The organism is Bradyrhizobium ingae (assembly GCF_055791185.1).
In genome coordinates this window covers 19,298-31,221 of sequence record NZ_JBVUBB010000056.1, presented here as the reverse complement: position 1 = coordinate 31,221, position 11,924 = coordinate 19,298, and the positions used below count along the sequence as shown (strand labels likewise).

Below are 11,924 nucleotides of genomic sequence, written 5' to 3'. Positions count from 1 at the left end.
CCCCCCCCCCCCCCCCCCCCCCCCCCCCCCCCCCCCCCCCCCCCCCCCCCCCCCCCCCCCCCCCCCCCCCCCCCCCCCCCCCCCCCCCCCCCCCCCCCCCCCCCCCCCCCCCCCTTCTAGTCGTCGGCAGCGTCAGATGTGTATAAGAGACAGGGGCGGGACCGGCGGGAGCGGCGGATTCGGTGGCGGTGGTGGCGCCGCCGGATACGGGTCAGCGAGCGGCGTGGGTGGCCAAGGTGGCTTCGGCGGTGGTGGCGGATCGGGTCCCACCGCAGGCCAGGCCGGGTTCGGCGCCGGTGATGGAGGCTCGGCCGGAGGCGGCGGTGGCGCGGCCATGGGCGGCGCTGTCTTTGTCGCTAAGGGCGGCACGCTGACCATCAACGGCAGCGGCAGCACCACGGGCAACACTGTGACGGGTGGTTCAGGCGCCAACACTGGCTCCGCGTTCGGCTCGGGCTTTTTCGTGCAGGGCTCGGCTTTGACCTTCGGCGCCGGCAATTTCACCCTCTCCGATGTAATCGCCGACCAGAACGGCTCCGGCGGCAGCAGCGCCGCGGACGGCTTTGGGGGCACAGGCGGGCAGAGCTCGATCACCAAGAGCGGCGCGGGCGTGCTGACGCTCTCCGCAGCGAACTACTATGGCGGCGGCACCACCATCAACGAGGGCTCAACACTTGTCGTCGGTGACGCCCATGCGCTCGGTACCGGTACGTTGACGCTCAACGGCGGCGCGACCGGCGTCACAGTCACTTTCAATGGCAGCTACACGATTGGCAACAACATCGTTGCGACCGGAGATCCCATCTACAACATTCTCACTGGCAGCACAGTCAACCTGACGGGTGTGCTGTCCGGCTCCGGCGACGTCGTCGTTAACGAAGCGAGCGGCTATGCCGGCACGCTTATCCTCTCTGGCGCGAATACCTACACCGGCCCGACCGTTGTGGACGCCGGCACCCTGCAAGCCGGCTCGACCAGCGCCTTCGGCAGCAACTCCGCGGTCACGGTCGCGAGCGGAGCGATGCTCGATCTCGCCGGCTTCTCCAATTCGCTCGGCTCGCTCGCCGGCGCCGGCACCGTCACCAACAGTGGTGGCGCTGCAACGCTGACCACCGGTGGCGACGACACGTCTACGGCTTTTTCTGGAGCGATCCAGAACGGCGCAGGATCACTTGCGCTGACGAAGGCCGGCACCGGCTTGCTGCTGCTCTCGGGCATCAACACCTATACCGGGGCGACGACCGTCAGCGGCGGCACGTTGCAGGTCGACGGATCGATAGCGTCATCCAGCCAGGTCACTGTCCAGAGCGGCGCGGCGCTCACCGGTAGCGGCACGGTCGGCGCGACTGTCATCGACGGCGGCGCCATCTTTGCGCCGGGCAATGGTACGGCGGGGACGTCGATGGTCGTGAGCGGCAGCCTCGCCCTCGCATCCGGCGCCGTCTATCTGGTTCAGGTCAGTCCCTCGGCAGCTTCGTTCGCATCCGTCGCCGGTGTGGCGACACTCGGCGGTGCGACCGTCGACGCAGTCTTCGCAAGCGGCAGCTACATCTCCAAGCGTTACACCATCCTGACCGCCAGTGGTGGGGTCAGCGGCACGTTCGGGTCGCTGGTCACGATCGGTTTGCCAAGCAATATCAGAAGTGTCGCGTTGAGCTACGATGCCAACGACGCCTATCTGGACGTTGCCCTGAATTATTCGATTCCGTCCGGGCTCAACGGCAATCAGCAACGCGTCGGCAACGCACTGACGAGCTTCTTCAACACCAATGGTGGAATAGCCGCAGTCTACGCTGGGCTGACTCCGGCCGGTCTGACGCAAGCCGCTGGCGAATCGGGAACGGGCTCGCAGCAGACCACGTTTGCCGCGATGACCCAGTTCATGGGCCTGCTCACCGATCCCTTCGCACAGCGGGATGGCGGGCCGGGATCGGCCAGCGGCATGACCGGCTTTGCGGACGAAGAGCAGGCAAACGCCCATACCGGGCGCAAACGAATCGATGCGTTTGCCATGTTCGCCAAAGCGCCGCCGCAGACCCTCGAGCCGCGCTGGAGCGTATGGGCTGCGGGCTTTGGCGGATCGCAATCGACAGCCGGCAATGCGACGGCCGGCTCGGACGACACCACGAGCCGTGTGTTTGGGACCGCCGTCGGGGCCGATTACTCGGTCTCGGCACATACGTCAGTCGGCTTTGCGCTGGCCGGCGGCGGGACCAATTTCATCGTGGCCAACGGCGGCTCCGGTCGCTCCGACTTGTTCCAGGTCGGCGCCTATCTGCGCCACAGCGACGGCCCTGCCTATATATCCGCGGCGCTGGCCTATGGTTGGCAAGATATCACCACCGATCGCACCGTGACGATCGCCGGCGCCGATCATCTCCGCGCCGAGTTCAACGCGAATGCATATTCCGGCCGCCTCGAAGGCGGTTATCGCTACGTTGCGCCGTGGATCGGCGGAATCGGCCTGACACCCTATGGTGCGGCGCAATTCACGACATTCGATCTACCGGCCTATGCCGAGCAGGTCGTTTCCGGCGCGGCCGCGTTTGCATTGAACTACTCTGCCAAGAGCGTGACGGATACCCGCGGCGAGCTCGGCCTGCGCAGCGATAAATCCTTCGCGATGCAAAACGGCGTGCTGACGCTACGCGTGCGTTTTGGCTGGGCGCATGATTTCAATCCGGATCGTTCGATCGGCGCAACCTTCCAGGCGCTGCCCGGCGCGAGTTTCGTCGTCAATGGCGCCACGCCAGCGCGCGATTCCGCGCTCACCACCGCCTCGCTCGAGATGAAATGGATGAACGGCTGGTCAGCGGCGGCGACGTTCGAGGGCGAGTTCTCGAACGTCATGCGTGGCTACGCTGGCAAGGGCGGCGTTCGCTACGCCTGGTGAGCGGTCGATCTCCTCACGCACTCTTCGCCGGCCATGGCACGACCTGGCCCGACATCACCAGCCGGTCGCGGCCGCTGTCCTTGGCGGCGTAGAGCGCGCGGTCGGCGGCCGCCACCAGCGCGTTGCAATCCGTCGCGGTCTGCGACGGAAGCCCCGTCGCAGCGCCCAGGCTCACCGTGACCAGCCGCGACGGCGGATTTTGCGCATGGAGCATCGCGAGCTCGTGCAGCGCTACGCGAACTTCCTCGCCGATCCTGGCGCAGCCGTCGGCGCCGGTGTTCGGCAACAGCAGAGCGAATTCCTCGCCGCCATAGCGTGCCGCGAGGTCGGCCGGCCGCCGTGCATGCGCGGCTAGAATCTTGCTCAGCGCGCGCAGGCAGCCGTCACCGGCGAGGTGTCCGTAATGGTCGTTGAACTTCTTGAAATGATCGACGTCGATCAAGAGCAGCGAGAGCTGCGTGCCGTCGCGGCGGGCGCGTGCCCATTCCTCCGCAAGCCGCTCGTCGAATGTGCGGCGGTTGGCGAGTCCGGTCAGGCCGTCGGTCGTCGCCAGCGAGGCGAGCCTGTCCTGGAGGTCCTTCTGCTCGGTCACATCTCGCATGATCGCAACGACGCCGTCGATCTCGCCGGTGTCGGACGCGCGCGTCACGTGCAGGGCCGACTCGGCCCAGATCTCGCCTTTCTCGCGGTGGCGCTGGCGATAGACGAAACGCGCCTCCTCGGCCTGGCCGTTCTTCAGCGCCGAAATCGCCTGCTCGACCCGCTCCATGTCGTCCGGATGGATGCCCGCCACGGCCGAGTTGCCCAGGAGCTCGTCGGACGACCAGCCGAGGATGCGCACGCTCGATGGAGATACGTACAGCAGCCGGTTATCGAGTCCGATCCGGGTTACCAGGTCACTGGATTGCTCGGCGAGCAGGCGGAAGTGGGCTTCCTTGGCGACCAGGGCCAGCGCCAAGCGCTGCCGCTGCAGGAGCTGACGGACCAAATAGAAGCCGATCGCGGCGATCAACAGGACGAGGCCGACGACGTAGGTCATTCGCACGACGGCCGCCCGGCGCCAGGGGGCCAGCACGTCATCCTGCGACTTGCTCGCGAGCACCATCAGGGGGTGTTGATCGCTTCGTTGATAGTAACTCAAGCGCTGCACGCCATCGAGCGGCGACTTGAAATAGTAGACGGCGGCTGCGGGCCGGCTGCTCCATTGTTTGAACAATGGCGCATCGGACAAGTCGCGTCCGACATAGCTTCCGCTCTCGTCGTGGCTGCGCGCAAGCATGATGCCGTCCGTGTTGAGCAGCGACGCCGAGCCGTTCGCTCCGACATCGAATCGCTCGTAGAACTTGACGAAATAGGCGACGTCGATCGTGACCAGGGCGACGCCGGCGAAACTGCCGTCAGGATGGTTGAAGCGGCGCGATGCCGTGACGATCCACTGGCCGCCCGAACGGCTCCTGATCGGCCGGCCGATCAGGGTGCTGCGGTCCATCGAGGCACGATGACGCTGAAAATACTCGCGGTCGCTGTTGTTGAACTTGGAAAAGTCGATCTGCTCGGTCGTGGCAAGCCATCGGCCGGTCTCGTCATAGACGAAGATGCCGCGGATGCGATCCGATGATTTGCGGGTGGGCAGGTAGGCCTGGAGCTTTGAAATCGTGTCAGGTCCCGTCCCATCGAGCTCGAGCCGATGGACGAGGCCGACCAGGAGTGTATCGGCAAGCTCGAACGTGTCGTCCGCATGCTGCGCCAGCGCGTGGGCGAGATTGGCAACGTCCACTTCGGCATTCCCGAGCTCGGCGTTGCGCGTCTCCCATTCACGCCAGCCGCTCAAGGCCAGGATGGCGGCGCAGATCAGCACCACGAATCCCGCCGCCCAAAACGGGAGGCGGGTCTTGCCGAGTTCGCCGCGGCTCGAGGGCATCCGGTTTGCTCCAATTCGGGGCAAACCTCTCACCATCGCCTTAACGGCTTGTTGCATCATCCGCGCTGATTGCGCGGAAGTCCGTACTCGATCGGAGAACGCCAGGATATTTCGACGGATTATCGTGGGACGATGTTAACCACGCTGCCGCTCGTGCAGCAGCAGTGCCTCTTGTCCCCCACTCATGCCTCGAGCGTGAAGCCGACGCGCAGCGTGACCTGGTAGTGGCGCACGGTGCCGTTCTCGATATGGCCGCGTGTCTGCACGACCTCGAACCATTTCATCTCGCGGATGGTTTTTGCGGCACGGCTGATCGCGTTCTGGATCGCGTCCTCGATCGACTTTTCCGACGATCCGACCAGTTCCAGGATCTTGTAGACGTGATCCTTGTCTTGAGCGGGCATGACGAACCTCCATGAATAGCGGCAGGGCGTAGCGGCGGGGCGCAAGTCAGGATTTCCGTCGAAAGAGACTAAACTGCGCCTGAACGAAGTCCAAGGGTCAACGCAAGTGAACGCCCAGCCTGCCCGCAGGTTTCTAGTCCTGCACATGGAGGGCATTGCGCGGCAGGTGACCCGTGCCGCCGTCATGAATGGCTGCCTCGTTGCGCAACATCCACCGCAGCAGCAGCGCGAGCACCGCCATCAAGGCAAAGCCGGCCATGGCCGGCGCTGCCAGTTGACCCGACCCCTGCGTCGACAGCACGAGCCCATAGGCGCCTGCGAGCAGGATCAGCCCGTACATCATGCTGCGTTCGCGCGGCGGCGCGATGTGGACAAGATCTGGAAGCGCGAGCGCGAGACCGATGCCCAGCACCGGCAGGTCGTAGTCATAGGCATAGGGGCTGATCATCACCGAGGCCATCGCGGTGACGCCGAGCGCGAGGTTCGGCGAGGGCCCGCGCAAGGCGCCGAGCACGACCGCAAGCAGGGCGAGCACGGCGACGGCGATATGTCCCCAAATGGCGCCCATGGCGGGCATGCCTGCCGTGTGCAGCGCCGCATAGGCCGAGATCATCCGAAAGAGCTGGTAAAAGCCCTGGTCGAGATAGCTCGCCGATTCCCGCACCGAGCCTGCGAATGCGGACCATATCTCAGGGCCGAAAATCAGCGTGCAGACCAGCGAGCTTATCAGCACCATCGCTGCCGCAGCGGCGATCGCCGCGAAGCGACGCGTCACCATGAGATAGACGGCCGCGGCGATAGCGAGATGCGGCTTGATGACCATCGCGCCGAGCGCAAGCCCCGCAAGCACCGGGCGCTTCTGCAAGGTGAGACAGAACAGGCCGATCAGCGCGCCGGTGAGAAACCCATTCTGGCCGCAGCCGATCGTGACCGCGAGTGCAGGAAAGGAGACGATCAGGATCAGCGCGAGACTCTCACGCGCGATCGCGCGCAGCGCGAGGAGATAGAGCGCGAGCGTTGCCGAGGTGAACAGCAGATACGCTGCACCGACCGGCAGCAAGGCGAGCGGCGCGAGCAGCAGGTCGAATTGCGGCGGGTAGGTCCAGGGCATCATGCCGGTCGTGCCGCCGGCCGCATCCGCCTGCAACTTGCCAAAAGTCGCGAGCCGGTAGACCTCGCCGACGTCGCCGAGCCAGACCCGCTGCGCCACGATGTGAAACGCGTCGAAATCGGCAAGCTCGCGCGAGTGCCAGGGACCGAGGCGGGCAAACCAGAACGTTTTGAAGGCAACGAGCGCCGCCAGCGCGGCCAGGATGACGCGCACGTAGATGGCGCGCCTCGAGGGCGCCCATTGAAGCCGCTCCAGTATTTCGGCGAGCATGATGATTTCGGACCTACGCGATGACGTGCCGGTTCTTGCACCGCCATTCAGGGCCGAGATTGCCGCGACAGGCTTAAGGGACGGTAACGAACCCGAAAGGATTCGAAGCTGCGGCCCGCTTCCGGGCGGGACCGGCGGTCGCACGCGAGGATGAAGGACCCGAGGCGCCGTGGAGCTCGGGGGTGAGCTTACGCTTCACGCTTGATGGACGGTATCGGAGGAGAAGTGCACTTCCAGAATCGCGATGAGCCGGGAACGGTGAGTCCAGGCGATCATCGTCGTTAACGAAATGCTGACGTAAATGATCAGGCGCACAACGACGCAAATCCGCGATTAAGCTCTTGATTGTATCGGGAGGGCAGATGCGATGGCTGCGCTGTCATGGGCTGCGCCTTTGACCGTGGGAGTGCTCTGTGACGATTGCCATGAATCATTGTGATAGTTTGAACGAGGCGGACGGGTTGCGATCTGCGCGCTCGGGCGCCGGTGCATGCGCTCGGCCTTCTACCCTGGCCGTGCTGTTCTGGTTGTTGCTGTTCGCGGCAGAGCTCGTCGCGTGTCTGATGCAGTGCGATTTCAATCTCGTATTCTCGCTCGACGATCCGTATATCCACCTTGCGGTCGCCGACCAAATTCTCTCCGGCGGATATGGTGTCAACGCGGGTGAATATTCATCGCCAAGTTCATCGATCATCTGGCCATATATCCTAGCGGTGACCGAAGCGCTGCGTCTTGGTGCGTTTGGCCCGCTACTGATCAATGCCGCTGCCGCGTGTGCGACGGTGTTTGCCGTCCTGCGTCTTCTGGAGGCGGGGGGACTGTTCGATGGCGCTAGTGAGCATTCGTTCAAGCTCCTGATCCCGTTGCTTCTCATTTTCAACATCAGCGCCGTCGCGCTGCCCATGACCGGCATGGAACATAGCGTTCATGTGTGGGCGTCCATCGTGACCTTTGCCGGCCTCGTAGCGTCGGCGCGCGGATGCGCGCCAACGCGCCTGCATTTTATCGCTCTAGTGCTGCTTCCCCTTATCCGCTTCGAAGGAACCGCATTTGCCTGTGCGGCGATTGCCGGCTTTGCGCTACTTGGCCAGCGGCGCTTTGCCGCGAGCGCTGCGCTTGTCATCGCTGTTAGCCTGTCGGGCTATTTCGCGCTGATGGCGTCACGTGGGCTGCCGCTGCTGCCGAGTTCTGTCTTGCTGAAGGGCTACCTCGCGAATCTCGATGATTCCGCCAGCAAAGTCCCTGCAATTGTCAAAAACATGATGCGGAGCATTGCGACCTTTTATGGCCTGCGGCTCATTCTGCTCGGTCTTGCCCTTGCCGGCTGCGCCTTCTGGATGCGTGCCGACCGCAAGGCTCAGATCGTCTGCCTCGTCGCGATTGCGGCCATTGGCGCGCATCTGGTGTTCGGCCAATATGGTTGGTTCAACCGGTATGAGGTTTACATCATGGCGCTCGCGGCGACCGCGCTGCTGTGGGCCGCCGCGCAGATCAGGCCGCAGTTGCGTGTGTTACAGTGGTCCTTTGCAAAGGTCGCGCTGGTCCTTGGGCTCGGCATGGCCGCGATGCCTTATGTGACAACCGCGGTAGTCACGCCATTTGCGGCGAGCGATATCTACGAGCAGCAATACCAAATGGCCCGCTTCGCCCAGTCGTTCTACAAGCGTGCGGTTGCGGTCAACGATCTCGGCCTCGTAGCTTACGGTAATCCCCACTACACTCTGGACCTTTGGGGGCTTGGTTCAGAGCAGGTGCGTAAGGCCAGAACCGCCGGACAGTACGGACCCGCAGAGATGGCAGCTCTCGCAAGAGATCACGGCGTTGGCCTCGTGATGGTCTATGACGCCTGGTTCCCGAAAGGTGTGCCGTCGAGCTGGAAGAAGGTCGCCGTCCTGCGAACGGCAGTCGTGACCTTATCGCAGCGAAATGTCTCCTTTTACCGCACGCCATTGGCCGATGAGGCTGAAGTGACCTCAGCGCTTCAGGCATTCAAGGCGACAATTCCGCCGCGGGATAGCCTGGACATCACCGGATCGTAACATCGCCAAGTCAGATGTCGCGTCCGGCTCGCGGAACGGTAATGAAACCGGAAGGGGGTCTTGAGGCCGCGAGCCGCTTCCGGACGGCACTAGCGACCGCGCGCGCGAGCCTCACGCGCCAAGCGCTCTGCCCTCAGCCTTTCCATGTTCGAATACAGGGCCTTCTGCGCGGCTTCATGGTCACGCATCGCCTGCTCCGCTTCGGCGCGTCGCGTCTCGTCGCGAGCCTTCCGCTGTTCGGGGGTGAGAATGCGGGGGGAATGTGCCGGGGTTTCATTTGTCATAACCGACAACGCGGTGGACGTTGAAAAGTTCCGCAATGGGCAACCTTACGGGCAATGCACCCGCAGTTTGGCGACGGAACCGATCAGGTGCACAACCGCAGCAAGCTACCGTTAAACGTTTGATTGTAGTGCTGAATACGTAATGAGTGACTGGGGCGGGCTGCCATGCGCCGCTGGACTCTCGCGGGTCTGTCGAACCACGAGATTAATGACGGGAAGGGCACCGTGACGATTGCCGTGGGTCAAGACGATCGCCTAAACGGAACGAGCCAGCCGGCGTCTGCTGGCTCGGCGGCGCGGATCTGGCCGCGTCCCTCGACCGTGAGCGTGCTGCTGTGGCTGGCGTTGTTTGCAGCGGAGCTCGTTACGATCGCCATGCTCTGCGATTTCAATCTCGTCTTCTCGCTCGACGATCCTTATATCCATCTTGCCGTCGCCGATCAGATTCTCTCGGGCGGCTATGGCGTCAATGCGGGCGAATATTCTTCGCCGAGTTCCGCCATTGTCTGGCCGTACCTGCTTGTGCCTGTCGAAATGCTGCATCTTGGAGCATTCGGCTTGCTCCTGATCAATGCCGCGGTGGCGTGTGCAACGGTGTTCGCGATCGTGCGTCTCGCAGAGACGGGTGGTCTTTTCGGCGGCGCGGGCGAGCGGCCGTTCGCCTATCTCATCGCACTCATCGTGATCTTCAACGCCAGCGCCGTCGCGCTTCCTATGACAGGCATGGAACATAGCCTTCATGTCCTGGCATCAGTCGTGACCTTCGCCGGTCTGGTGGCCGCGGCGCGCGGCGGTTCGCCGACGCCGGTGCACTTCGTCGCATTGGTATCGCTGCCTTTCATTCGCTTCGAGGGTGCCGCGCTCGCTTGCTCGGCGATCGTCGGCTTTGCGTTGCTCGGGCAGCGCCGCTTTGCTGCGCGCGCGACGTTTGCAATCGCGATCGTTGGAGCCGTGTATGCCGCGTTGATGACGTCGCGAGGCCTGCCGTTGATCCCGAGTTCGGTGATGCTGAAAGCGCAGTTGGCGGCGGATGCCAATCCGCACGCCGACACGATCGCCGAATCCATCCTCAGCGTGATCCGTGCCGTGACGACCGCTTACGGTCTACGGCTGCTCATGCTCGGTGTCGCGCTTGCCGTGACGTGTTTTTGGCTGCGGTCCGATCGCAAGGCCACGATCGTCTGTCTGGTCGCTCTCGCTGCCATTGGTGCGCATCTCGTGTTCGGACAGTACGGTTGGTTCAACCGGTATGAGGTCTACATCATGTCGCTCGCGACGACTGCGCTTTTGTGGGCGGTCGCGCAAGTCAAGCCAAAACTCGGGGCGCGGCAATGGAGTTTTGCCAAGGTTGCGCTGGTGCTGATGCTGGGTGTGGCTGCGCTCCCGTATGTGACGATCGCGATGGCCACGCCGTTCGGCGCGCGCAGCATCTACGAGCAACAATATCAAATGGCTCGCTTCGCGCAGTCCTTCTATGGGCACGCGGTCGCGGTCAATGATCTCGGCCTAGTCGCTTACAGAAACAGGAACTACGTGCTCGATCTTTGGGGTCTCGGTTCGGAAGAGGTGCGCAAGGCAAGGCGCGCGGGACAGTATGGGCCCGAAACGATGGCCGCACTGGCCAGCGATCACGACGTCGGCCTCGTGATGATTTATGATGCTTGGTTCCCGAAAGGCGTCCCATCGGGCTGGATCAAGGTCGCCGTCCTCCACTCGCAGGCGGTGACCGCGGATGAACCCGATGTCTCCTTCTATCGCACGCCATCGGCAAATGCCGCCGAACTCGCCTCGGCCCTTCTGGCATTCAAGGCGACCCTGCCGCCGCGCGTCAGGCTGGAGATCCCTGTACCCTAGCGGGTGAGCTCGAAGTCAGCGGCCGGCCCGCGCTTGCGCGTCAGCTCCACCACCGCGCAGACCTTTGTCAGCATCGCTTCAGTGCTCTCGTGGCCGACATTCAGTTCATTCAGGATTCGTGCCGGAATCTCGCAGGCTGCCGCGTGCGTATCGACGTATCTGATCAGCCCGATCTCGGCGTGGCTGAAATTTCCGATCAGCTTGCAGGCTTCATCCGGCGGCGCATGCCGTTCGCTGGCGGCCTTGATCAGCTTGCCTCGCCTTTCAGCCTCCTCGCGCAGGGAAATAAATCCCGTTTTGCATTCGTCCGCGATGGATGGTTGCGTGATGTTGGACAGAGGTGGGCTCGCGGGCGCGGCTTCCGTGCTGTTTGGACCGTTCGTCGGTACAGGCAGCGGCGCTGGAAGCGCATCCCGCGCCGGTGCTTCACTCACAGCGACAGCAAGCGTCGTCGCCAATACGCGCGCGGCGATCAGGGCGCGGATTGCCAAGGCTGGTTTTCTGCAAGTCGTTATGAAGAAGCGTGAATGAGGGTCTTAAGGATCCAGCTCGGTATCCCAGTATAAATAATCGAGCCAGCTATCGTGCAGATAGTTCGGCGGAAACAGGCGGCCGTTGCGGTGGAGCTGATGCACGGTCGGCGCGAACGCCGCTTGCCTCGGAAACATCTTTGCCTGCGCCGGTGTGAGATTACCCTTGCGCAAATTGCAGGGTGAGCAGGCCGCGACCACGTTCTCCCAGGTGGTCTGGCCGCCTTTGCTGCGCGGGATGATGTGATCGAAGGTGAGATCTTCGGGCGAGCCGCAATATTGGCAATTGAAGCGGTCGCGCAGGAAGACGTTGAAACGGGTGAAGGCAGGATGGGTGGTTGGCTTGACGAAGGATTTGAGCGAGACGACGCTCGGGAGCTGCATCTGGAGCGTTGGACTTCGCACCGCCTGGTCGTAATGCGCGACGATGTTGACGCGATCGAGAAACACCGCCTTGATCGCGTCCTGCCACGACCAGAGAGACAGCGGGTAGTAGCTCAGCGGCCGGAAGTCCGCATTCAGCACCAAGACCGGCCAACTGCCTTGCGAGACATGTGCGTTCAAGTAACGCTCCTGGCCTCCATATCGCTGCGAAGCAGCATGGATTGACATACTACA

General features: G+C 63.4%; 9 protein-coding genes. 3 read left to right on the top strand and 6 right to left on the bottom strand.

All coding sequences use genetic code 11. The features are described 5' to 3' along the window. The first annotated feature begins 223 nt into the window (after positions 1 to 223). On the top strand, positions 224 to 2,893 hold the full coding sequence (locus tag ACV1FX_RS39190; protein WP_473122848.1) for an autotransporter outer membrane beta-barrel domain-containing protein: 2,670 nt from the start codon (positions 224 to 226) through the stop codon (positions 2,891 to 2,893). 13 nt (positions 2,894 to 2,906) lie between these two features. Here ACV1FX_RS39190 and ACV1FX_RS39185 read toward each other — a convergent pair whose 3' ends face one another. From ACV1FX_RS39185 to ACV1FX_RS39175, 3 genes are all read right to left on the bottom strand, one after another. Beyond that, on the bottom strand, positions 2,907 to 4,814 hold the full coding sequence (locus tag ACV1FX_RS39185) for a diguanylate cyclase domain-containing protein (protein ID WP_473122847.1): 1,908 nt from the start codon (positions 4,812 to 4,814) through the stop codon (positions 2,907 to 2,909). 182 nt (positions 4,815 to 4,996) lie between these two features. Continuing rightward, a complete protein-coding gene (locus tag ACV1FX_RS39180; RefSeq protein WP_027522131.1) occupies positions 4,997 to 5,218 on the bottom strand; it encodes a dodecin in 222 nt (73 codons plus the stop codon). Positions 5,219 to 5,351: 133 nt separating this feature from the next. Then, positions 5,352 to 6,599 (bottom strand): glycosyltransferase family 87 protein, encoded by a 1,248-nt coding sequence (locus tag ACV1FX_RS39175; protein ID WP_473122846.1) that lies wholly within the window; start codon positions 6,597 to 6,599, stop codon positions 5,352 to 5,354. Positions 6,600 to 7,012: 413 nt separating this feature from the next. Here ACV1FX_RS39175 and ACV1FX_RS39170 point away from each other — a divergent pair, with 413 nt between their 5' ends. Beyond that, positions 7,013 to 8,638 carry a hypothetical protein gene (locus ACV1FX_RS39170; RefSeq protein ID WP_473122845.1) on the top strand — a complete coding sequence of 542 codons (1,626 nt, stop codon included), beginning with the start codon at positions 7,013 to 7,015 and terminating at the stop codon, positions 8,636 to 8,638. A gap of 89 nt (positions 8,639 to 8,727) precedes the next feature. Here the strand turns inward: ACV1FX_RS39170 and ACV1FX_RS39165 are convergent, their stop codons facing one another. Further along, on the bottom strand, positions 8,728 to 8,922 hold the full coding sequence (locus ACV1FX_RS39165; protein WP_473122844.1) for a hypothetical protein: 195 nt from the start codon (positions 8,920 to 8,922) through the stop codon (positions 8,728 to 8,730). Between the two features lie 165 nt (positions 8,923 to 9,087). Here ACV1FX_RS39165 and ACV1FX_RS39160 point away from each other — a divergent pair, with 165 nt between their 5' ends. After that, the gene (locus ACV1FX_RS39160) at positions 9,088 to 10,776 is read left to right on the top strand and encodes a hypothetical protein (protein WP_473122843.1); all 1,689 of its coding nucleotides are present in this window, start codon (positions 9,088 to 9,090) and stop codon (positions 10,774 to 10,776) included. Here the strand turns inward: ACV1FX_RS39160 and ACV1FX_RS39155 are convergent. Next, entirely contained in the window at positions 10,773 to 11,234 is a 462-nt protein-coding gene (locus tag ACV1FX_RS39155) for a hypothetical protein (RefSeq protein WP_473122842.1), read from the bottom strand. The two genes, ACV1FX_RS39160 and ACV1FX_RS39155, sit on opposite strands and share 4 nt — an antisense overlap. A 78-nt stretch (positions 11,235 to 11,312) precedes the next feature. After that, positions 11,313 to 11,870, bottom strand: coding sequence for an HNH endonuclease (locus ACV1FX_RS39150; RefSeq protein WP_473122841.1), 558 nt, complete (start codon positions 11,868 to 11,870; stop codon positions 11,313 to 11,315). Positions 11,871 to 11,924: the final 54 nt, after the last annotated feature.

Coding starts and splice junctions, on each gene's coding strand:
- ACV1FX_RS39180 (WP_027522131.1), bottom strand. CDS start 5,218: ATGCCCGCTCAAGACAAGGATCACGTCTACAAGATCCTGGAACTGGTC.
- ACV1FX_RS39165 (WP_473122844.1), bottom strand. CDS start 8,922: ATGACAAATGAAACCCCGGCACATTCCCCCCGCATTCTCACCCCCGAA.
- ACV1FX_RS39160 (WP_473122843.1), top strand. CDS start 9,088: ATGCGCCGCTGGACTCTCGCGGGTCTGTCGAACCACGAGATTAATGAC.
- ACV1FX_RS39175 (WP_473122846.1), bottom strand. CDS start 6,599: ATGCTCGCCGAAATACTGGAGCGGCTTCAATGGGCGCCCTCGAGGCGC.
- ACV1FX_RS39185 (WP_473122847.1), bottom strand. CDS start 4,814: ATGCCCTCGAGCCGCGGCGAACTCGGCAAGACCCGCCTCCCGTTTTGG.